19 protein-coding genes, 5 tRNA genes and 1 pseudogene are annotated in these 20,933 nt (G+C 71.6%); 16 read left to right on the plus strand and 9 right to left on the minus strand.

The window, feature by feature from the left end; genetic code table 11:
• Position 1: 1 nt before the first annotated feature.
• The 5 genes from ACFV9O_RS04410 to ACFV9O_RS04430 all read left to right on the plus strand — a co-directional run bounded on the left by ACFV9O_RS04410 (position 2) and on the right by ACFV9O_RS04430 (position 489).
• Positions 2–73: transfer RNA gene (locus ACFV9O_RS04410), tRNA-Gln, on the plus strand.
• Positions 74–94: 21 nt separating this feature from the next.
• Positions 95–167, plus strand: a tRNA-Glu gene (locus tag ACFV9O_RS04415).
• A gap of 61 nt (positions 168–228) precedes the next feature.
• Positions 229–301, plus strand: a tRNA-Glu gene (locus ACFV9O_RS04420).
• A gap of 16 nt (positions 302–317) precedes the next feature.
• A tRNA-Gln gene (locus ACFV9O_RS04425) sits at positions 318–389 on the plus strand.
• Positions 390–416: 27 nt separating this feature from the next.
• A tRNA-Glu gene (locus ACFV9O_RS04430) sits at positions 417–489 on the plus strand.
• Between the two features lie 49 nt (positions 490–538).
• Here ACFV9O_RS04430 and ACFV9O_RS04435 read toward each other — a convergent pair.
• Complete coding sequence (locus tag ACFV9O_RS04435) at positions 539–1,177, minus strand: MerR family transcriptional regulator (RefSeq protein ID WP_385412154.1); 639 nt, start codon at positions 1,175–1,177, stop codon at positions 539–541.
• Positions 1,178–1,264: 87 nt separating this feature from the next.
• On the opposite strand from ACFV9O_RS04435, the gene ACFV9O_RS04440 reads away from it, so the two are divergent.
• Positions 1,265–1,750 carry a DUF4188 domain-containing protein gene (locus ACFV9O_RS04440; protein WP_385412156.1) on the plus strand — a complete coding sequence of 162 codons (486 nt, stop codon included), beginning with the start codon at positions 1,265–1,267 and terminating at the stop codon, positions 1,748–1,750.
• Positions 1,751–2,065: 315 nt separating this feature from the next.
• Here the strand turns inward: ACFV9O_RS04440 and ndgR are convergent, their stop codons facing one another.
• The gene (ndgR, locus tag ACFV9O_RS04445) at positions 2,066–2,782 is read right to left on the minus strand and encodes an IclR family transcriptional regulator NdgR (RefSeq protein ID WP_366131683.1); all 717 of its coding nucleotides are present in this window, start codon (positions 2,780–2,782) and stop codon (positions 2,066–2,068) included.
• A gap of 176 nt (positions 2,783–2,958) precedes the next feature.
• Between ndgR and leuC the strand changes: the two genes are divergently transcribed.
• The 4 genes from leuC (at position 2,959) to ACFV9O_RS04465 (ending at position 6,094) form a co-directional block, all read left to right on the plus strand.
• The gene (gene leuC, locus ACFV9O_RS04450; RefSeq protein WP_385412158.1) at positions 2,959–4,383 is read left to right on the plus strand and encodes a 3-isopropylmalate dehydratase large subunit; all 1,425 of its coding nucleotides are present in this window, start codon (positions 2,959–2,961) and stop codon (positions 4,381–4,383) included.
• A gap of 5 nt (positions 4,384–4,388) precedes the next feature.
• Positions 4,389–4,982 (plus strand): 3-isopropylmalate dehydratase small subunit, encoded by a 594-nt coding sequence (leuD, locus tag ACFV9O_RS04455; protein ID WP_385412160.1) that lies wholly within the window; start codon positions 4,389–4,391, stop codon positions 4,980–4,982.
• A gap of 104 nt (positions 4,983–5,086) precedes the next feature.
• Entirely contained in the window at positions 5,087–5,314 is a 228-nt protein-coding gene (locus ACFV9O_RS04460; protein ID WP_385412162.1) for a hypothetical protein, read from the plus strand.
• Between the two features lie 171 nt (positions 5,315–5,485).
• Positions 5,486–6,094, plus strand: a complete 609-nt coding sequence (locus tag ACFV9O_RS04465) for an HU family DNA-binding protein (protein ID WP_385412164.1) — start codon at positions 5,486–5,488, stop codon at positions 6,092–6,094.
• Positions 6,095–6,232: 138 nt separating this feature from the next.
• On the opposite strand, the gene ACFV9O_RS04470 is transcribed toward ACFV9O_RS04465, so the two are convergent.
• Both ACFV9O_RS04470 and cofC read right to left on the minus strand, forming a co-directional pair.
• Complete coding sequence (locus ACFV9O_RS04470) at positions 6,233–6,436, minus strand: hypothetical protein (protein WP_385412167.1); 204 nt, start codon at positions 6,434–6,436, stop codon at positions 6,233–6,235.
• 255 nt (positions 6,437–6,691) lie between these two features.
• The gene (gene cofC, locus ACFV9O_RS04475) at positions 6,692–7,354 is read right to left on the minus strand and encodes a 2-phospho-L-lactate guanylyltransferase (RefSeq protein ID WP_385412170.1); all 663 of its coding nucleotides are present in this window, start codon (positions 7,352–7,354) and stop codon (positions 6,692–6,694) included.
• Positions 7,355–7,512: 158 nt separating this feature from the next.
• Here cofC and ACFV9O_RS04480 point away from each other — a divergent pair, with 158 nt between their 5' ends.
• The 3 genes from ACFV9O_RS04480 (at position 7,513) to ACFV9O_RS04490 (ending at position 10,830) form a co-directional block, all read left to right on the plus strand.
• Positions 7,513–8,262 (plus strand): lysophospholipid acyltransferase family protein, encoded by a 750-nt coding sequence (locus ACFV9O_RS04480; RefSeq protein WP_385412172.1) that lies wholly within the window; start codon positions 7,513–7,515, stop codon positions 8,260–8,262.
• Complete coding sequence (locus ACFV9O_RS04485) at positions 8,259–9,269, plus strand: NAD(P)H-dependent glycerol-3-phosphate dehydrogenase (RefSeq protein WP_385412174.1); 1,011 nt, start codon at positions 8,259–8,261, stop codon at positions 9,267–9,269. Before ACFV9O_RS04480 ends, ACFV9O_RS04485 begins: the two co-directional genes overlap by 4 nt.
• A 388-nt stretch (positions 9,270–9,657) precedes the next feature.
• Complete coding sequence (locus tag ACFV9O_RS04490) at positions 9,658–10,830, plus strand: D-alanine--D-alanine ligase family protein (RefSeq protein ID WP_385412177.1); 1,173 nt, start codon at positions 9,658–9,660, stop codon at positions 10,828–10,830.
• Positions 10,831–10,843: 13 nt separating this feature from the next.
• Here ACFV9O_RS04490 and ACFV9O_RS04495 read toward each other — a convergent pair whose 3' ends face one another.
• Positions 10,844–11,326 carry a DUF3515 domain-containing protein gene (locus tag ACFV9O_RS04495; RefSeq protein WP_385412485.1) on the minus strand — a complete coding sequence of 161 codons (483 nt, stop codon included), beginning with the start codon at positions 11,324–11,326 and terminating at the stop codon, positions 10,844–10,846.
• Between the two features lie 23 nt (positions 11,327–11,349).
• Positions 11,350–11,583 (minus strand): Lrp/AsnC family transcriptional regulator, encoded by a 234-nt coding sequence (locus ACFV9O_RS04500; RefSeq protein WP_019068732.1) that lies wholly within the window; start codon positions 11,581–11,583, stop codon positions 11,350–11,352.
• Positions 11,584–11,795: 212 nt separating this feature from the next.
• Between ACFV9O_RS04500 and ACFV9O_RS04505 the strand changes: the two genes are divergently transcribed.
• Both ACFV9O_RS04505 and thiD read left to right on the plus strand, forming a co-directional pair.
• Entirely contained in the window at positions 11,796–12,758 is a 963-nt protein-coding gene (locus ACFV9O_RS04505) for a thiamine-phosphate kinase (RefSeq protein ID WP_385412180.1), read from the plus strand.
• Positions 12,755–13,561 (plus strand): bifunctional hydroxymethylpyrimidine kinase/phosphomethylpyrimidine kinase, encoded by an 807-nt coding sequence (gene thiD, locus ACFV9O_RS04510; protein ID WP_385412183.1) that lies wholly within the window; start codon positions 12,755–12,757, stop codon positions 13,559–13,561. Before ACFV9O_RS04505 ends, thiD begins: the two co-directional genes overlap by 4 nt.
• Before the next feature lie 154 nt (positions 13,562–13,715).
• Here the strand turns inward: thiD and rpmB are convergent, their stop codons facing one another.
• Positions 13,716–13,901 (minus strand): 50S ribosomal protein L28, encoded by a 186-nt coding sequence (gene rpmB, locus ACFV9O_RS04515; protein ID WP_003957616.1) that lies wholly within the window; start codon positions 13,899–13,901, stop codon positions 13,716–13,718.
• Between the two features lie 390 nt (positions 13,902–14,291).
• Between rpmB and ACFV9O_RS04520 the strand changes: the two genes are divergently transcribed.
• Entirely contained in the window at positions 14,292–15,887 is a 1,596-nt protein-coding gene (locus ACFV9O_RS04520; protein WP_385412185.1) for a DAK2 domain-containing protein, read from the plus strand.
• A gap of 139 nt (positions 15,888–16,026) precedes the next feature.
• Here ACFV9O_RS04520 and ACFV9O_RS04525 read toward each other — a convergent pair whose 3' ends face one another.
• On the minus strand, positions 16,027–18,927 hold the full coding sequence (locus ACFV9O_RS04525; RefSeq protein ID WP_385412187.1) for a tetratricopeptide repeat protein: 2,901 nt from the start codon (positions 18,925–18,927) through the stop codon (positions 16,027–16,029).
• A pseudogene (locus tag ACFV9O_RS04530) lies at positions 18,924–20,758 on the minus strand (HSP90 family protein). The gene ACFV9O_RS04525 and the pseudogene ACFV9O_RS04530 overlap by 4 nt, the downstream one beginning before the upstream one ends.
• Between the last annotated feature and the right edge of the window lie 175 nt (positions 20,759–20,933).

Below are 20,933 nucleotides of genomic sequence, written 5' to 3' on the forward strand. Positions count from 1 at the left end.
GTGGCCTATGGTGTAATTGGCAGCACGACTGATTCTGGTTCAGTTAGTCTTGGTTCGAGTCCAGGTAGGCCAGCTCGCAGAGCTCATCTGCAAAGCCCCCGTTGTGTAGCGGCCTAGCACGCTGCCCTCTCAAGGCAGTAGCGCCGGTTCGAATCCGGTCGGGGGTACAGATCCTTCCCGCGGTATCACCAGGGTCGCTCCCAGTGGTGTCGATGCAGGATCGCTAGGGCCCCCGTTGTGTAGCGGCCTAGCACGCCGCCCTCTCAAGGCGGTAGCGCCGGTTCGAATCCGGTCGGGGGTACTGGTCTATACCACCATGGGCTATGGTGTAATTGGCAGCACGAGTGATTCTGGTTCATTTAGTCTAGGTTCGAGTCCTGGTAGCCCAGCGGATCCAGTCAGTGGATCGAGATCTTGCCCCCGTTGTGTAGCGGCCTAGCACGCCGCCCTCTCAAGGCGGTAGCGCCGGTTCGAATCCGGTCGGGGGTACGTGACGAGAAGGCCCTCCCCAGCAGGGGAGGGCCTTCTCGCGTACGCCTCAGCCGAAGCGGCGGTGCGACTCCTCGGCCTGGGCCAGCCTGCGCAGGCTCAGCAGCACCGGTTCGTAGAGCACGGTGAGCGCCACCGCGGCCTCGACCTGCTCCTCCTCCTGCTCGTACCTCTCCACCAAGTCCAGGTCGGTGACGGCCAGTTCGGCCGCGCTGCGGGCGTACGGGAGGAGGTGCGCCACATCGCACGGGTAGCCGAGCCCGTCCATCGTGGCGATCGCGGCGACCAGCATCCGGTACGGAGGTGACTGTGCGCCGAGCTCGCGGCCGAAGCCCCAGTCCAGCTGCTCCAGCAGCGCGTCGGCGGTGCGGCGGGCGGCCTCGGTGACCGGGTCGTCCTCGTCCGGGTCCGGGCCGTGCGGGATGGCCCACACCGCGGCGCCCAGGCGCATGTGGTGGTCGAGGCTGTCGTCGTCGACGGCCGCCAGGACGTCACGGGCGGCGGCCACCGGAATGCCGCCGACCTGGATCAGTGCGCGGACCAGCCGGAGTCGCCGCAGATGCTCCTCGCCGTACTCGGCGTGGGTGGCGCTGATCCGCCGGCCGGGCGCCAGCAGCCGCTCACGCAGGTAGTACTTGATCGTGGCGGTGGGCACGCCGCTGCGTTCGCTGAGCTCTGCCAGTCTCATATTCCCTTGCGCCTTTCATTGGGGAGTGGCACTATCCAATCAGTAGATAGCTCCACTATCCAATGATCCTCGCAAGGGGGACCCGCGATGAGCAAGCAGCCGATCCAGGGGCGCATGACGGCGGAGGCGCAGGAGGAGGTGGTCGTCTTCCTCATCGGGATGCGCGTCAACAGCTTCCGGGCGGTGCGGAGTTGGTGGCCCGTGTTCACGGCCATGCCGCGGATGCTGAAGGAGCTGTCCAAGGACAAGGACAGCGGACTCCGCGGCTACCAGCTGCTGCTGGGCGGGCCGCGGGTGCTCTACACCGTTCAGTACTGGGAGTCCAAGGAGAAGCTGCTCGCGTACGCCTCCGCGCAGGACAAGGAGCACCGGCCGGCCTGGGCGGCCTTCAATCGGCGGATGCGCGAGGGGAACGGCAAGGTCGGCTTCTGGCACGAGACGTACATCGTCCCGGCGGGCTCGTACGAGAACGTCTACGTGAACATGCCGGCGTTCGGGCTGGGCGCGGCGACGGGCGTCGTCCCGGTCGGCCGCCGCGGCGACCGCGCGGCGGACCGCCTGAAGGCGGCCTGACCTGGTGCGCGGGGGCGATTCCCCACCCCGCCCCTTCCGCTGTTTCGCTTCGCGGCTCCGCCGCGTGCGGGGAAGGCTCCAGATCCCGTTTCCGGGGGCTCCGCGCCCGAACCCCCGCACCTCAAAACGCCGGCGGGGCTCCCTTTGGAGCCCCGCCGGCGTTTTGAGGACGCACACTCGGGCCGAGCGGGCGGTGCCTCGACATCTGGCCTGTCCGGCGTCTGAGGACGGATGCCCGCGGCCGCATCGCGGTGCAGGGGCCCACTCGCGGCGCCCGCAGGGCGAACCGTGGTGCAGGGCGAAGCGCCCCGGCGGCTAGCCGGCTCGGCGGAGGGCGTCCGAGAGGCGGGCTGCCGCGTCGATGACGGCCTGGGCATGCATACGGCCCGGGTGGCGGGTCAGGCGCTCGATCGGTCCGGATACCGAGACCGCCGCCACGACCCGGTTCGACGGTCCCCGCACGGGCGCCGAGACCGACGCCACGCCCGGCTCGCGCTCGCCGATCGACTGGGCCCAGCCCCGGCGCCGTACGCCCGAGAGGGCCGTCGCCGTGAAGCGGGCGCCCTGGAGACCGCGGTGGAGCCGCTCGGGCTCCTCCCAGGCCATCAGGATCTGGGCCGACGATCCGGCCTTCATCGTCAGCGTCGAACCCACGGGCACCGTGTCCCGCAGTCCGGACAGCCGCTCGGCGGCCGCGACACAGATACGCATGTCTCCCTGCCGGCGGTAGAGCTGCGCGCTCTCGCCGGTCACATCGCGCAGATGGGTCAGCACCGGCCCCGCCGTCGCCAGCAGCCGGTCCTCGCCTGCCGCGGCGGCGAGCTCCGCCAGCCGCGGGCCCAGAATGAACCGGCCCTGCATGTCCCTCGCCACCATCCGGTGGTGTTCCAGTGCCACGGCAAGGCGATGAGCCGTGGGTCGAGCGAGCCCTGTCGCCGCGACCAGCCCGGCGAGGGTGGCCGGACCGGACTCCAGGGCGCTCAGTACCAGAGCTGCCTTGTCGAGAACGCCGACGCCGCTAGAGTTGTCCATGCAACGATACTTGCGTCTCACTCTGTGAAACGCAAGTTCAATTTCTCCGAGAAGTTGCGAACCTGGATGTACGGCCGCACAAGGGCCTGGCTTACCGCCTCGGTCCGACCTGCGGACGGCGGCGCAAATGATCTCTAGTTGGGCCCGGGCGACGCTGCCGGGCCGGAGGGAAAGCGATGGGTAGGACACTCGCGGAGAAGGTCTGGGACGATCACGTCGTCCGGCGCGCCGAGGGCGAGCCCGACCTCCTCTTCATCGATCTCCACCTCCTGCACGAGGTGACCAGTCCGCAGGCGTTCGACGGTCTCCGTCAGAACGGACGCCGGGTGCGGCGGCTCGACCTCACCATCGCGACCGAGGACCACAACACCCCGACCATCGACATCGACAAGCCCATCGCCGACCCGGTCTCCCGCGCACAGTTGGAGACCCTGCGCAAGAACTGCGCCGAGTTCGGCGTCCGGCTGCACCCGCTGGGCGATGTCGAGCAGGGCGTCGTCCACGTCGTCGGACCGCAGCTGGGCCTGACCCAGCCCGGCACCACCGTGGTCTGCGGCGACTCCCACACCTCCACCCACGGCGCTTTCGGCGCGCTGGCGTTCGGTATCGGCACCTCGCAGGTCGAGCACGTGCTGGCCACCCAGACGCTCCCGCTGGCCCGCCCCAAGACCATGGCGATCACCGTCGAGGGCGAGCTGCCCGACGGCGTCACCGCCAAGGACCTGATCCTGGCGATCATCGCCAAGATCGGCACGGGCGGTGGTCAGGGCTACATCCTGGAGTACCGCGGCTCCGCCATCGAGAAGCTCTCGATGGAGGCGCGCATGACCATCTGCAACATGTCGATCGAGGCCGGCGCCCGCGCGGGCATGATCGCCCCCGACCAGACGACGTTCGACTACCTGCAGGGCCGCGACCACGCGCCCAAGGGAGAGGACTGGGACGCGGCGGTCGCGTACTGGAAGACCCTGCGCACGGACGACGACGCCGTCTTCGACGCCGAGGTGTTCATCGACGCCGCCGAACTCTCCCCGTTCGTCACCTGGGGCACCAACCCCGGCCAGGGCGCACCGCTGTCCGCGAACGTCCCCGACCCGGCTTCGTACGAGGACGCTTCGGAGCGGCTGGCCGCCGAAAAGGCCCTGGAGTACATGGGGTTGACCGCGGGACAGGCGCTGCGCGACATCAAGGTCGACACCGTCTTCGTAGGCTCCTGCACCAACGGCCGTATCGAGGACCTGCGCTCCGCGGCCTCGATCCTGGAGGGCCGCAAAGTCGCCGACGGCGTACGGATGCTGGTCGTCCCCGGCTCAGTGCGGGTCGCGCTGCAGGCCGTCGAGGAGGGCCTGGACAAGGTCTTCAAGGAGTCCGGCGCCGAATGGCGGCACGCGGGCTGCTCGATGTGTCTGGGCATGAACCCCGACCAGCTGGCCCCCGGTGAGCGCTCCGCCTCCACCTCCAACCGCAACTTCGAGGGCCGGCAGGGCAAGGGCGGCCGGACCCATCTGGTCTCGCCGCAGGTCGCCGCCGCCACCGCGGTGCTCGGCCATCTGGCCTCGCCCGCCGAACTGTCCGACACCCGTACGCCCGCCGGAGTCTGAACGCCATGGAAGCTTTCACCACGCACACCGGCCGGGCCGTCCCCCTGCGCCGCTCCAACGTCGACACCGACCAGATCATCCCGGCCCACTGGCTGAAGAAGGTCACCCGCGACGGCTTCGAGGACGGGCTCTTCGAGGCCTGGCGCAAGAACGACGACTTCGTCCTCAACCAGCCGGAGCGGCAGGGCGCCACGGTCCTGGTCGCGGGCCCCGACTTCGGCACCGGCTCCTCCCGTGAGCACGCCGTCTGGGCGCTCCAGAACTACGGCTTCGAGGCCGTCATCTCCTCCCGCTTCGCCGACATCTTCCGCGGCAACTCGCTCAAGAACGGTCTGCTGACCGTCGTCCTGCCGCAGGAGACGGTGGACCGGCTGTGGGAGCTGACCGAGTCCGACCCCAAGGCCGAAATCACGGTGGACTTGGAGCGGCGCCAGGTCCGCGCGGCAGGCATCACCGCCGATTTCGAGCTCGACGAGAACGCCCGATGGAGGCTGCTCAACGGACTCGACGACATCAGCCTCACCCTTCAGAACGAAGCGGACATCGCGGCCTACGAGGCGTCCAGGCCGGCCTTCAAGCCCCGCACAATTGAGGTCTGAGCAGCGCTTTTCCCGTTCTGCGCCCTCCACCGTCCGGTGGAGGGCGCAGGCGTTTGTTGAGACCCTGTGGGGCGACAACTCGCCCCAGATGGCACAATCGGTGCATGGAACGCGACAGCCAACTCGAGCTCTACGAGGCGGTCGCGGCCCGACTGAAGGAAGCGCACGCAAGGGTGCGCGAACTGCAAGTCCCGGAGGGCGTAAGGATGGCGCTGTCCCGGAAGCTGCTGGCAGTGACGGCCGCGGCGAAGCACGATCTCGCAGACGCCGCGAGGCGCCTGGACCGGTTGATGAAGGACCTCGATGAAGGTCGTTTCCCCCAAGGTGACTGATCACCCCGTGACCGGGCCGATATGCGGCTCCGCCGCGTGGCCGTGACGGTCGACTTCGTTGCGGCACTAGGGTGATTAGCCCGTTTCGTGTTTGATTTGCGGTATATATCTGCCTAACGTGCGAAAACGCTTGAACAGTTTCGTTCCGGCAATGTCTCCGAAGGGGAAGACGTGAACAAGGCGCAGCTCGTAGAAGCGATTGCCGACAAGATGGGCGGCCGGCAGCAGGCCGCCGATGCTGTCGACGCGGTACTCGACGCGGTCGTCCGCGCGGTTGTCGGCGGCGACCGGGTTTCGGTCACCGGCTTCGGCTCGTTCGAGAAGGTCGACCGCCCGGCCCGTTACGCCCGGAACCCTCAGACGGGTGAGCGCGTGCGGGTCAAGAAGACCTCGGTGCCGCGGTTCCGCGCGGGCCAGGGCTTCAAGGACCTGGTCAGCGGCTCGAAGAAGCTCCCCAAGGGCGGCGAAGTCGCCGTCAAGAAGGCGCCGAAGGGCAGCCTCCAGGTCGGTGCCGCGGCGAAGAAGGCCGCGGCGAAGAAGGCCACCGCCAAGAAGGCGGCGGCGAAGAAGGCGCCCGCGAAGAAGGTCACCGCGGCGAAGAAGGTCGCCGCCAAGAAGGCGCCGGCGAAGAAGGTCACCGCGGCGAAGACCACCGCGGCGAAGACGGCTGCGGCCAAGAAGACCGCCCCCGCGAAGAAGGCCGTTGCGAAGAAGGCGCCGGCCAAGAAGGCCACGGCGCGCAAGACCACCGCCAAGAAGGCCACCGCCCGCAAGAAGTAAGCGGCGCGACAGCACAGGGCCACTCACGCGACGGGCCGGACTCCGCTGTGGAGCCCGGCCCGCGGCGTTGGTGTGTGCGGCCGGTTGGGGTGTGCCCGGAGGCCCAGAGGCCGGGAGGGGCCCGGCTTCCTCGGGGCCCTAAAGCGTCTGCAGCGTCACCAGGGTGATCCGCAGGGCATCGCCCTGGCCCTCGGTCTCGATACGGACCCGCTGGCCCGGCCGCAGCAGGCGCAGACCGCCGGCGTCGAAGGCGGCGGCGTCGAAGTCCACCGGAGTGCCGTCGTCGAGCAGCACACTTCCGCTGCGGGTCTCTGAGTCGTACGTGTACGCGGTCGCCTGCATGGTCCGAGCCTAACGGGCGCGCTCGCTCGCCCCGGCGGCCGCCCGCTCGCCTGCGGCGGGCCGTTGCCCCTGCCCCATCCCACCCCACCCCTTCCCGAACCGGGGGCTGCGCCCCGGGCCCCGTTCTCGGGGGCTTCGCCCCGGAGTGCCGGCCGCAAGCTCCGAGCCTGTCCCGCGTTTGAGGACGGACACCCTGGCTCATCGGCCGGTACCGGCGCCGGCACTCCGAAGGCGCGCCGAAGGCGGTTCCGCCGGCTAGAGCCCCTCCTCATGGGCCCCGCCCGGCAGCGCCAGGGGAAGCGCCGCACAGCGTGCCGCCGTACGCGCGCCCACGCCCAGCGCCAGCGCGGCCCGCAGGTCGTCGGGGGTGTCGACGTCGCGCCGGACCGAGTCGACGCCGTCCACTGCAATTTCCCCCGCGCCCGAGCGCAAATGCCGGTTTCGGGAAGGCCCACCGAATGCCGGGCTCAATTCCACGCCCGGAGCGGCCGACAGAAATGTCGTCCCAATTCCCGCGGAGTCCGCGAGGAAAGCCCGCGGAAATTGCGTGGCCAGGGCGAGGACCTGCGCCAATTCCGCGGCCCGCAGCGCCGGCAGATCCGCGTTGAGCGCCGCCACCGCGGCGCCCGGGCGTTCCGCGCGCACCGTGTCCGCCCCGTGCGCCAGTGCCGCGTTGAGTCCCGCGGCCGGCAGGTCCGGCACGATCCGCGCTCCGAGCGCGGCCAGCTCCGCCGCGGCCAGCGGATCGTCCGTGACGACCGCCACATCCCGTACCGCGGGACACGACAGGGCCGCCGCCACCGTGTCCTGGGCGAAGGCCAGTGCGAGATGGGGGCGCAGCGCCCCGCCCGCGGCCGCTGCCAGTCTGCTCTTGGCCAGGGCGAGGGGCTTCAGCGGGACGACCAGTGACCAGTGCATCGCAACATTGTCACCCGCCCCCGTCCGGCGGCCAGGAGGGACGTGCTCCAGGGCGGGGCGTACCGTGTCCTCGACAGACCAGGGGCCTGGGGCGACACTTGACCCCCAGCATCCGGGCAGCACCCAGTTGCAGCCAGGTCCTAGAGGAAGGTGTCCGAGTGTCCCGCCGCAGAATCGGCTTCTGGTACCGCCTGGCGGCGGTCATCGCGAAACCGCCGTTGGTGGTTCTGTTCAAGCGGGACTGGCGAGGAATGGAGCACATTCCGGCCGACGGCGGATTCATCACGGCGGTGAATCACAACTCCTATCTGGACCCGCTGTCCTACGCGCACTTCCAGTACAACACCGGACGCGTCCCCCGGTTCCTTGCGAAGGCCGCCCTCTTCAAGGGCTCTTTCGTTGGCACGATGCTCCGCGGAACCGGCCAGATCCCGGTTTATCGCGAGACCACCAACGCGCTCGACGCGTTCCGTGCCGCCGTCGACGCCATCGAGCGCGGTGAGTGCGTCGCGTTCTACCCGGAGGGCACGCTGACCCGCGACCCCGAGATGTGGCCCATGGCGGGCAAGACCGGCGCCGCCCGCGTCGCGCTGCTCACCAAGGCCCCGGTCATCCCGGTCGCCCAGTGGGGCGCCAACCTGGCGATGCCGCCGTACGCCAAGGAGAACAAGCTCAGGCTGTTCCCGCGTAAGAGCCTGATCGTGCAGGCCGGACCGCCCGTCGACCTCTCCCGTTTCTACGGTATGGAGCCCACTCCCGAGGTGCTGCGCGAGGCCACCGAGGTCATCATGGCCGCGATCACCGGGCTGCTGGAGGACGTACGGGGCGAGAAGGCGCCCGCCGAGCCGTACGACCACCGCAAGGCGCGGGCGGAGCAGCGGCGCAAGGCCGAGGAGGGCACCAAGTGACTCGTCCCGTCAAGGCCGCCGTGTTCGGCACCGGATCCTGGGGCACGGCCTTCTCGATGGTGCTCGCCGACGCTGGCTGCGACGTGACCCTCTGGGGCCGCCGCGCCGAACTCGTCGACGCCATCAACACCACCCGAACCAACCCGGACTACCTGCCGGGCATCCAGCTCCCCGAGCGGGTCAGGGCCACCACCGACCCTGCGGAGGCCGCCCGCGACGCCGACTTCACCGTCCTCGTCGTGCCCTCCCAGACCCTCCGCGCCAACCTCGCGGAATGGGCGCCCAAGCTGTCGCCCGACACGGTCCTCGTCTCGCTGATGAAGGGCGTCGAACTCGGCACCGCCAAGCGGATGAGCGAGGTCATCGAGGAGGTCGCCAAGGCCCCTGCCGAGCGCGTCGCCGTCCTCACAGGACCCAATCTGGCCAAGGAGATCGCCGACCGCCAGCCTGCCGCAGCGGTTGTGGCCTGCGCCGACGAGACGGTCGCCCAGCGGCTCCAGTCCGCGTGCATGACGCCGTACTTCCGTGCGTACACGAACACCGACGTCGTCGGCTGCGAACTCGGCGGTGCCGTCAAGAACGTCATCGGCCTCGCCGTCGGCATCGCGGACGGCATGGGCCTCGGCGACAACTCCAAGGCCACGCTCATCACCCGAGGCCTCGCCGAGACGACCCGCCTCGGCCTCGCCATGGGGGCCGACCCGATGACCTTCTCCGGCCTGGCAGGACTGGGCGATCTCGTCGCCACCTGCTCCTCGCCGCTCTCGCGGAACCATACCTTCGGCACCAACCTCGGCCGCGGCATGACCCTCCAGGAGACCATCGCCGCCACCAAGCAGACCGCCGAGGGCGTCAAGTCCTGTGAGTCCGTACTGGATCTGGCCAGGCGGCACGGCGTCGACATGCCGATCACCGAGACCGTCGTGTCCATCGTCCACGAGGGCAAGCCGCCGGTCGTCGCGCTCAAGGAGCTGATGTCGCGCAGCGCGAAGCCCGAGCGCCACTAGGGCCTGTCCGGTCAATCAGGCCGGATCAGTGAGCGGGGTCTGGTGCATGGGGTCTCCCCAGGCCCGCAGGGCCTTGGGGACGCGATGCGGTGGGGGCACCTCCCGCCGAAGTGCTACGGGGGAGTCGGTGTCCGACGACAACGCAGCGAGGTGCGGTGCCAGGGCACGCGAGCCCCGCAAGATCGGCCGGACCTAGGACCTGCCCGGCGGGGGCCCGTGTTGAGTCCCCGCCGAGCCAGGACGGACACCCGGGGCAACCGGAAGACACCGGTCCGTATCGGGGTCCGCCCGAAGGGCGTACCGGTGCCCGGGGCAGCGCCTCAGGTTCGAAATGGGGCGGGGCGCGCCCCTTCGGCAGGCGGAACGCGCAGGGTAGTCTCGTCGCGATATGAGCGAGAACCCCTCCCACAGCCCCGCCCCCGCCTCCGCCGGAGGCGAGGCGCGCCGCAAGCCGCGCGTCGCGGTCGTCTTCGGCGGCCGCAGCTCCGAGCACGCGATCTCCGTCGTGACGGCCGGCGCCGTGCTGCGCTCCATCGACCGCACCAAGTACGACGTGCTGCCCATCGGCATCACGACGGACGGCCGCTGGGCGCTGACCGCCGACGAGCCGGACCGTATGGCCATCGCCGACCGGAAACTGCCCTCCGTCGACGGTCTCGCCGAGTCCGCCGACGGCGGCGTCGTCCTCTCCGTCGACCCGGCCAACCGCGAGGTGGTCTACAGCGAGCCGGGCTCCGTTCCCAAGGCGCTCGGCGAGGTCGACGTCGTCTTCCCGATGCTGCACGGCCCGTACGGCGAGGACGGCACCCTGCAGGGCCTGCTGGAGCTCTCCGGCGTCCCGTACGTCGGCTCGGGCGTCCTCGCCTCGGCCGTCGGCCAGGACAAGGAGTACATGAAGCGGGTCTTCACCTCCTTCGGGCTGCCCGTCGGTCCGTACGTGGTGATCCGGCCCCGCGAGTGGGTGCAGGATCCTTCCGCCGCCCGTAAGAAGATCATCGATTTCGCCGGCGAGCACGGCTGGCCGCTCTTCGTGAAGCCCGCCCGCGCCGGCTCCTCGATCGGCATCACGAAGGTCGACGACCTCTCCGGACTGGACGAGGCGATCGAGGAGGCCCAGCGCCACGACCCGAAGATCATCGTCGAGGCGCTGCTGCGCGGCCGCGAGATCGAATGCGGTGTGCTGGAGTTCGAGGACGGCCCGCGCGCCAGCGTGCCCGCCGAGATCCCGCCCGTGTCGGCGCACGACTTCTACGACTTCGAGGCCAAGTACATCGACTCGGCCACCGGTCTGGTGCCCGCGCCGCTCACCGAGGAGCAGACCGCCGAGGTGCGGCGGCTCGCGGTCGCGGCGTTCGAGGCCGCGTCGTGCGAAGGGCTCGTCCGCGCGGACTTCTTCCTCACCGAGGACGGCGAGTTCGTGATCAACGAGATCAACACGATGCCGGGCTTCACGCCGATCTCGATGTACCCGCGGATGTGGCAGGAGACCGGGGTCGGCTACCCGGAGCTCGTCGACCGGCTCATCCAGGCGGCGCTGCGCCGCTCCACCGGACTGCGCTGAACCGGATTCCCCTTCAGGGGGTTTCGGAGAAGAGGGGCGGGACCGTCTTCGCGACCGGTCCCGCCAAGTCCGTCAGCGGGCCGAGGTCATGCGCGTACTGCTTCGACAGCGTGACCTCGACATAAGTCCTGCGGTACGTCGTGGTGAGCCGGGGGCCGTCGTCGTCGCGCTGCTCCACCAGCCAGTTGACGCCGTTCACGTCGACCCCCTGCCCCTGCGGATCACTCATCCCCGCGGGCCGGGGGACACCGCAGCGCAGTACGATCGCGGCGTCCCCCCACCCGGCGGTCAGCTCGGAACGCGGCTCGGGGTCCCGGCGGTCCAGACCGGCCACCGACCCGGGCAGCGCCTCGTGCAGGGCCCGGCACAGGGCCTGCTCCTCGGGAGGGGGAGTGGGAACCGTGACCGACGCAGGTGCGTCCGTGGCGGAGCAGCCCGCGGCGGCCAGCAGCACAGCGGCTGTGGCGGGCAGAGACAGGAGCCGGCGAGGGGACATCACCGGCCAAGCGTAGACGGGGGCTACAGATGCACGACCGGACAGGTCAGCGTTCGCGTGATGCCGTCCACTTGCTGGACCTTGGCGACCACCATGCGGCCCAGATCGTCGACCGTATCGGCCTGAGCGCGCACGATCACGTCGTACGGGCCTGTCACGTCCTCGGCCTGGATCACCCCCGGAATCTTGGAGATGGTGTCGGCGACGGTCGACGCCTTGCCCACCTCGGTCTGAATAAGGATGTACGCCTGTACCACGGAACCTCCAGGGCGGCCACGAGGATCATGTGGGGAGAAGGGACGCCACGGTATCGCGTCGCCGCGGGCCGCGGGGAGACCTGCGCGCCCCGAGGCGCTCGCAGCGTGGCGCACGAAGCACAGAAGTTGTCGGCCTGCTCGGCCTACTCGACGGTACCTACAGCAGTGACGGCTCGCTACCGCAAGCGCACTGGGGCAGAAGGAGCACAGGAATGAAGGGCACCGTGGGCGAACTGGGGGAGTTCGGGCTCATCAAGGAGCTCACCTCCCGGCTCACCTCCACCCCCGCCGTACGGCTCGGACCCGGCGACGACGCCGCGGTCGTGGCCGCGCCCGACCGCAGGGTCGTGGCCAGCACCGACCTGCTGCTGGAGGGACGGCACTTCCGGCGCGACTGGTCGACCGCGTACGACGTGGGCCGCAAGGCGGCCGCGCAGAACCTCGCCGACATCGCCGCCATGGGCGCCGTGCCGACCGCACTGCTGCTCGGCCTCGTCGTCCCGGCCGATCTGCCCGTCACCTGGGCCACCGAGCTGATGGACGGCATCCGCGACGAATGCCAGGTCGCGGGCGCGGCGGTGGTGGGCGGCGATGTCGTACGAGGCGACACCATCACCGTCGCGATCACGGCACTCGGCGATCTGCGCAACCACGACCCGGTGACCCGCGCGGGCGCCCAGCCCGGCGATGTCGTCGCCTACACAGGATGGTTGGGCTGGTCCGCGGCCGGGCACGCGGTCCTCTCGCGCGGTTTCCGCTCGCCCCGTGCCTTCGTCGAGGCCCACCGCAGGCCCGAACCGCCGTACCACGCGGGGCCGGCCGCGGCCGGACTCGGTGCGACCGCGATGACCGACGTCAGCGACGGACTCGTCGCCGACCTCGGACACATCGCCGAGGCCAGCAAGGTCCGCATAGACCTGCGCTCCGGACTCTTCGACATCCCCTCGCAGATGAACGACATCGGCCAGGCCGTCGGCGTCGACCCGCTGCAGTGGGTGCTCAGCGGCGGCGAGGACCACGCGATCGTCGCGACCTTCCCCGCGGACGTGAAGCTGCCCGCCCGCTGGAAGGTGATCGGCGAGGTGCTCAACCCGTCGGCCCTGCCGCAGGTGACGGTGGACGGGGCACCGTGGACGAACAAGGGCGGCTGGGACCACTTCGGCGAGGGATCGTGACCCCGGCCCCGCCCCGGGTGCTGACCGTCGCCGGGTCCGACTCCGGCGGCGGCGCCGGTATCCAGGCCGACCTCAAGGCCATGCTGGCGCTGGGCGTCCACGGCATGAGCGTCATCACGGCCGTCACGGCGCAGAACTCCCTGGGCGTGCAGGGTGCCTGGGAGCTGCCGGTCGACGCGGTGCGGGCGCAGTTCAGGAGCGTCGTCGACGACATCGGCGTACAGGCCGTGAAGACCGGCATGCTGGCGTCGGCCGAGCTCGTCGAGACGGTCGCGGAGCTGCTCGCCGGGACCGCTGCGCCCGTGGTCGTCGACCCGGTCGGTGTCTCCAAGCACGGGGACGCGCTGCTGGCCGTGTCCGCGCTGGACTCGGTGCGGACGAAACTGCTGCCGGCCGCGACCGTGGCGACCCCGAACCTGGACGAGGTCGCCCAGCTCACCGGCGTGCGGGTGGCGACCGAAACCGATCTGCGGCGCGCGGCCGACGCGGTGCTCGCCTACGGGCCGCGCTGGGCGCTCATCAAGGGCGGGCACCTCGAAGGGGACGCCGTGGACCTGCTCACGGACGGCACCGACGAGCACTGGCTGCGCGCGCCCCGTTACGACAACCGCCACACGCACGGCACGGGCTGCACGCTCGCCTCCGCGGTCGCGGCCGGTCTGGCGAAGGGGCTGTCCGTCCCGGAGGCGGTACGGGCCGCGAAGGAGTACGTGACGGGGGCCATCGCCGCGGGCTTCCCGCTGGGCGGCGGCATCGGCCCCGTCGACCACGCGTGGCAGCTGCGCCAGGGCGGGCCCGAATAGAGCCTGTCTTTCGGATCCTGCCGGGCTCTGCCATGCCGCAGGACGGCAAAAAGCCGGTCCACCGAGGTGGACCGGCTTTTCAAGGCAACCGCAGGGGCTGCGCTACGACGAAACGTCGGCGGGATCATCCCCGCACGAACGCGGGGAGCATCACTTAGCGCGAGACCTTGCCGGCCTTGATGCACGAGGTGCAGACGTTGAGCCGCTTCGGCGTCCGACCGACCACGGCACGCACGCGCTGGATGTTCGGGTTCCAGCGACGGGACGTACGGCGGTGCGAGTGCGAAATGTTGTTGCCGAAGCCCGGCCCCTTGCCGCAGACGTCGCAGTTGGCAGCCACGGGTCACTCCAAAGACTTCAGATGCACTTACAGTCGCCTTCCCAGCCGCAGACGACTCTACGCCGGGATCGCAGCTCCTGCCCGTCACTGGAGGTGACGTATGGGCCGCATCTGCCGGAGCGGACCGCTCCGGCACGGGCACGACGACACGTACCCACGCCGTACCATCGGTAGCACGGCGATTCCACCCCTATCTGTGCCCCAACCGTGACCCCGGGTGACCGGTTCGTGCCTTAAGGCTCAAGCAGTGGATTCGCCCGGCTTCTTGCCAGGCGACCGCGAAAGCATACAACGACCTCCCCCGTTGGAGAAAACCCGCCGGAAGGCGAGGCGGCGGAATGCGACCGGGCTACTCTGCGGTGCAGCCCAGCAGCTCAAGGAGGACATCAGTTGCCGCAGACTCTCGATGCCCTCGCGGTACGCACATGGTGCTCACTCGCGCTGGAGGCGCTGGGCCGCGAACGCGAGGAGATCGACGCGATCAACGTCTATCCGGTCGCGGACGGAGACACCGGCACGAACCTCTATCTGACCGTGGAGTCGGCCGCCCGGGCCGTCGAAGCGGTCTTCGCGGCCTACGAGACGGGTTCGGCGGCTCCCGTACTGGCCGACGCGATGCGGGCCATGGCGCACGGGGCGCTGATCGGGGCGCGCGGCAACTCGGGGACGATCCTGGCGCAGCTGCTGCGGGGCATGGCCGAGGTGCTCGTGGAGCGCGACGGCGGGGCGGCGGGGGCTCTGCGGCGGGCCGCGGAGTCCGCGCGTGAGGCGGTCGCGCATCCGGTCGAGGGCACGATCCTGAGCGTGGCGTCGGCGGCGGCGGACGCGGCCGACGGGACGGTCTCCGGCGATGACGCGGCAGCGGTGAGGGCGGCGTACGCATGCGCCTGCCGGGCGCTCGAGAACACACCCGGGCAGCTCGAGGTCCTGGGCCGGGCCGGTGTCGTGGACGCCGGCGGACAGGGGCTGGTGGCGGTGCTCGGCGCGCTGGTCGAAGCGGTGACCGGGGAGGCGCCGGCGGTACGGCACACCGGACGGGCCCACCCGGCCGTCGCGGCGGCCGCCGAGCCGTGTGCCGAAGGCGGGCCCGCCTTCGAGGTGATCTACCTCCTCGAGGCGGACGACACCGCTGTCACCCGCCTCAAGGACCGCCTCGACGGGCTGGGCGACTCGCTCGTCGTCGTCGGCGGCGACGGGCTGTGGAACGTCCATGTGCACGTCGACGACGCGGGCGAGGCGGTGGAGGCAGGCGTCGAGGCGGGGCGGCCGTACCGGATCCGGATCACCCACTTCGCCGCGGCCGACCACGCCGAGCGGCGCGAGCCGGTGCAGCGGGCCGTCGTCGCCGTGGTTCCCGGCGAGGGGCTGGCCGGCCTCTGCGAGACGGCGGGGGCGACCACGGTGCTCGCCCGTCCCGGGGAGCCCCCCGCGAGCGGCGAGCTCGTCGAGGCGATCCGGCGGGCGCACGCACGCGAGGTCGTGCTCCTGCCGAACGACGCCGAGCTGCGGCACACCGCGGCGGCGGCCGCGGAACAGGCCCGTACCGAGGGCGTACGCGTCGCCCTCATCCCCACCCGCTCCGCGGTCCAGGGCATCGCGGCGCTCGCGGTCCACGAACCCGACCGCAGCTTCGACGAGGACGTCGTCGCGATGACCTCGGCGGCGGGCGCCACCCGCTACGGCGAACTGACCGTCGCCGAACGGCAGTCCTTCACGTCGGCAGGCGTCTGCCAGGCCGGGGACGTGCTGGGCCTGATCGACGGCGACGTGGCGGTGATCGGCGCCGATCTCGCGGAGACGGCGGAGACGGTCCTGGACCGCATGCTCTCCGCGGGCGGCGAACTGGTCACCCTCGTGCTTCCGGACGATGCGCCTGCGGCGCTGGGAGACCGCCTGGAGTCCCACGTCCGCCGCGGCTACCTGGCGGTCGACACGGTGGTCCACCACGGCGGGCGGGGTGCGCCCCTGCTGATCGGGGTGGAGTAGGGGCCGCCCCCGGGACGGGGTGTGACCGGCACCGCGGGGTGTCCCGGTGTGTCCGTCCTCAAACGCAGGACGGGCTTGAAGAGTCCCCCGCCGCGCGGTACCGGCACACCGCACACCGGATCCCGCACCCCCGGAGGGGTCAGGCCACGTACTCCAGGATCGACGTCGCCTCCGCGCGGCGCGCGTCCGCCGTGGTGCCCGAGGCGTCCGCGTACGTCGCCAGGACCGACTCGGCGCGCCGCGTCGCCGAGGGCTTCGCGCCCAGGTCGGCCTCCAGCCACGCGGCCATCAGCTCCGCCGCGGTCCGCAGGTCCGTGAAGTCCTCGCCCGCCTCCGCGAAGCCCGTGATCGCCCGCTCGACGTACGGGAGAGCTTCCCCGTACGTCGACTCGCCCTCGCCCTGGCCCGCGATCAGCTCGCCCGTCTGCCGATGCGTGTCGGCGAGCTCCGCACGCAGCCGGGCGCGGGCCGCCGGGTCCTCCACCGCCGGCAGAGCCCGCTCGCACTCCTCGGCCGCGGCCGCCATGAAGCCGAGGCCGGCCTCCGGCCCCGCCTGACCCTCGCGGACCGCGATCCATGCCCGCACCCGCAGGGCCCGCACGACCCCGTGGACGTCGCCCAGGTCCCGCCAGAGCCCGCACGCGCGCTCGTACACGCGGTCGGCCTCAGCGTTGAGCCCGGCCCGGTACAGCGCCTGGCCCGCGAGATTGGCGAGCATCGCGTGGTCGTGCTGCTCGGGCCGGCCGCGGGCGATGTCGGCCGCCTCGAGCCAGTGCTCGGCGGCCTGCCGCGGCTCCCCGAGCTCGGTCAGGCAGTCGCCGAGCCACCACAGGGTCTGGACGACCATGCCGTCGCCGTGGTCGTCGACGGTCAGGTCGGGAAGCACGGCTTCCAGGACGGCCGCGGCCTCCTCCGGGCGGCCCGCGCGCAGCAGCCAGCCGCCCAGCCGGTGCCGCGCGTAGGCGCCGATTCCGGCGCTCTCGCCGGCCTCGTCGGCCGAGTGCGCGGACTCCAGCGCATGCCCGGTCGCCTCACCGAACCGGCCCGCCTCGCCGAGGACTTCGGCGAGCTGGATGTGCAGCCGGGTGTGCCCGCTCGCCTCGACGTACGGGGCGCCGTGCTCCAGAGCCGCGCGGGCGGCGCGCTCCGCGGTGTCCAGGTCGCCGAGACGGCGGGCCGCCCCGACGAGACGCGCCTCGGGCTCGACCGCGTACCAGGGCAGCCCGGCCGCGTGGAAGAGCTCGGCCGCAGCCGCGTATCGCTCGGCCGCTGCCGCGATCTCGCCGCGGTGCACCGCGAGGTCGCCGAGCATGGCCTCGGCCTCGGCGATGCGGTCGGCGACCCTCGGGGCCGCCCGGTGCGGCCCGGCGAAGTCGATGAGCTCGGCCACGGCCGCCTCCAGCGCGTCGACCCGTTCTCCGGAGTCGTCACCGTCGTGCAGCCGCCCCAGATGGATGCGGGCGCGGTTGAGCAGCGCCCCGGCGGCCTGGCGCACGCCCGTCGTGCCCTCCGCGTACAGCGCGAGCGCACGGGCGACGGGCTCCTCGACGGCCGCGAGGGCCGCCTCCGGGTCCCCGCCGCGCGCCATCGCGTACGCGCCGCGGGCCAGCGCGGCCGCGGCCTCACCCGGGTCGCCCCCGGCCTCGTACCGCTCGGCCGCCGAGCGGCACAGCCGGACGGCCTCCTCCGGGTCGGTCCGCCGCGACAAGCCGCGGTGGTCGTCGATCTCGGCGAGCGCCAGATTGTCCAGGTCCCCGTCCCCGGCCGCATCGGCGACGGCCTCCCACGCGGCGCCCGCGTCCGGATGCCGCTCCTCGGAGAGCCGCCGCGCCTCGGCGAGCAGCTCGTTCAGACCGGCCGGCTCCGCGGGACGCGGCGGCGCGGATGCGGGCGCGGGCACGGGCCGCTCCGCAGGAGCGGAAGAAACCGGCTTCACCGTCCGTATCCCCAGCGGCAGCCGCTCCAGCAGCGGCTTGCGCTCCAGACGCTCCCGTACGAGCGTGCTGACGGCATCCGTTCCGTTGCGCTCGTCGAAGCGCGCCGCGATCGCGAGGGCCTGCTCGCGCGCATGGACGGCCAGCGTCCGCGCGGTCCAGGCGGTCCCGGCCGGCCCCGGCACGGTCTGCTCGCCGTGCCCGAGGGCCACGAGCCGGTCCATCAGGAGCGCGGTGACGGCGAGATGGTCCATCAGGGAGTCGGGGTCGCCGCTGTCCGTGAAGTACGCGGGCCGGTCCGAGAGGATCTCCAGGGCCCGCGCCTCATTGCCGGTCAGCGCGCAGAACTCGACGTGCATCGCGACCCAGCCGCGCATGCTCTCCATGGGCCGGACCATGCGGTAGCCCCGCAGATGGTGGGCGCGGGCCTCATCCGCGCGGCCGAGCCGCAGCAGCGGCAGCAGCGAGGCCGCGAGCACGGCGTGCGGCTCGTGCGCGCACGTGTACTCGCCGGCCAGGACCGGACGCCACAGCTCCAGCGCCTTCTCGTCGTTCCCGAGACGGGCCTGCCAGGAGCCCTGGTCGTGCAGCTCGCACGCATGGCGGTCGGCCATCCGGTCCCGGTCGGCCGCCAGCCACGCCGCGTACGTCCGCTCGGCGCGCTCCAGGTCGCCGATGTGGCGGGCGAGACAGAACTCGCCCTGCCGCACGGCCCGTTCGGAGTGGCCCGCCAGCCGGTAGCGGTGTTCCATCTCGCCGAGCCACTTCTCCATGGACGCGAGCGGGATGTGCGGCTGGTCGAGCATGTCCGTGGAGACCCACTTGAAGTACCAGTGCAGGGAGTGGGCCGCCTGCGCGTCGAACTCCCCGGGCCGCTCGTCCCACAGCCGCAGCAGCCGGGCGAACGGCACGAACAGCTCGTCCCGCTCCGAGCTGTAGTTGTACGCCTGGAGGAGGTGCGAGAGGGCCTCGATGAGCAGGGGCGTGTCGCCGGTCTGCTCGGCCTCGGCGAGCAGCCGCTCCGCACGGGCGTTGCGCGCGGCGCCCTCCGGCGCCCGGTAGTTGTCGTACAGGGCCTGCCGTATCGCGTCGACGTCGTGGCTCATCGGCTCTCCTCCTCCGGGTCGGTCTCGTGGTGGGTGGCCCATGCGAGCAGGCCGATGAACGCGCGGTTGAGCAGGGCCGAGTCGGCGGGGCGCAGCGGACGCTGCGCCATGAGCAGGGCCTGTCCGTAGAGCGACTCGACGGCCGTGCCTGCGAGCTCCGGGTCGGCGAGGGTGCTGATCCGGCGGACCAGCGGGTTGAGGTGGTTGAGGACGAGACGGGCCCGCGGCGCGCTGCCGCGCAGCGAGCCGAGGATGCCCGCCCACAGGTCGTCCGCCTGCTCCTCCGCCTCCGCGCGGGCCTGCTCATGGCGGGCCGCCCGGTCGTCGAGGTGCAGTGCGGGAACGGTCAGGGGGTGGAAGGAACGCAGGGACACATCACAGCCGAGTGGGTCCAGCGTGGCACGCGCCACCGACAGGAGGCCCGCGAGCGCGAGTTCGTCGGCCGGGTCGACCGCGTCGAGGTGTGCGGTGACGGTGTCCGCGTCGAGTTCGGCGACCGCCGTTCCCGGGCGGACCGAGGGGAGCCGCTCGACGAGCTCGGAGTCGTACGTGTAGCCGCCGTTGACGACGCCGATGCCCTGGGCGGACGCGATCGGGGCGACCTGCCGGTACTCCTCGACGGTGCGCGTGAAGTGCACCACCCGGTGCCGCTGGGCGAACTCCTCCAGCGACAGGCGGCCGTCGGTCGTCTCGAACGGCAGCCACGGCAGCATCGTGCGCAGCATGTCGTTGTCGTGCCGGGCCAGCGACTTCACGCCCAGGTGGTGCACGGACAGGAACTGCGCGAGCCGCTCGGGATCGCCCGCCGCGAGACCGGTCAGCCAGTCACGCATACGGGCCCCGAGCGCGTCCCGTACGGCGGCGAGGGTCTCGTCCGCGTACAGCGACTCGCGCGACGCCGTGGGCCGCAGGCTGTCGGTGTCCAGGACGCAGCGCACGAAGAAGGCCCAGTCGGGCAGGAGTTCGTCCGCACGGTCGGTGAGCAGCATCCCCTTGAGGTGCACACGGTGCCCGGCGCGCTGCGCGGGACTCACTGCCGAAGGCAGTACGTAGGCGACGCCCCGGACGCCGGCGAGCGGCAGATCCAGATCGATCGAGTCGAGCGGCGTGAAGCCGAAGAGGTCGTGGCAGTGGCGGGCGAGCGCGACGCGGCGCGCGGCCGGGCTCGGGTACGGCCGGTCCCACGGGGCCGGCAGGTCGGTGACGGGCTCCTCGCCGATGCGCACGTCGTACGGCAGGAGGGAGCCGAAGTCACGCGCGAGCGCCCGTACCCGGTCCTCGTTCAGCCAATCGCCGCTGCCGGGGCGGGCGGTGAGGTACACGGTGGTGCCGGGCTCGGTACGGGCGCCGTCCGGGAGCGCGCGCACGGTGTACGAACCGTCGTCGCGCGCCGCCCACTCGACGGGCCGCGCGTCCGGCGTGCGCGCGGAACGGCTGACCACCCGTATCTCCGCCGCGACGACGAAGCAGGCGAGCAGCCCGATCCCGAACTGGCCCAGGAACTCGGCCGCGCCGACTCCAGGCCGCCGTCCCGCTTCGAGCTGCGACCGATCGTGGCGAGCAGACTGTGCACGTCCGCCTCGGTCAGGCCGATCCCGCTGTCCTCGACGCGCAGCGTGCCTCCCCCGGCGTACAGCCGCACCCGGGCGGGCGCGTCCGGCTGCACGGAGCGGCGTGCGGTGATGGCGGCCACGGCGTTCTGCAGCAGCTCGCGCAGATACACCTTGGGACTGGAGTAGAGGTGGTGGGACAGGAGATCCACCAGGCCGCGCAGATCGACCTGGAAGGTGTGAGGAATGGTCTCGGACGTCTCAGAGGTCTCAGCAGTCATCGTCGCTGCGCCGGTGGGGGGACGAGCGGCGGCGCGGGTCGGGCGATCCCGCTACGGCGGTGATCGCGGCGTGGGAAGGCGGGGGAGACCGCGCCGTCCTAGGGGTCGCGGCACCGTGGTGACCAGCGGATATCGATCGGTGCACGACGGTTGTCGGTGAGGTGGTGTGCAATGG

Source organism: Streptomyces sp. NPDC059909 (assembly GCF_042730885.1).
Taxonomy (GTDB): domain Bacteria; phylum Actinomycetota; class Actinomycetes; order Streptomycetales; family Streptomycetaceae; genus Streptomyces.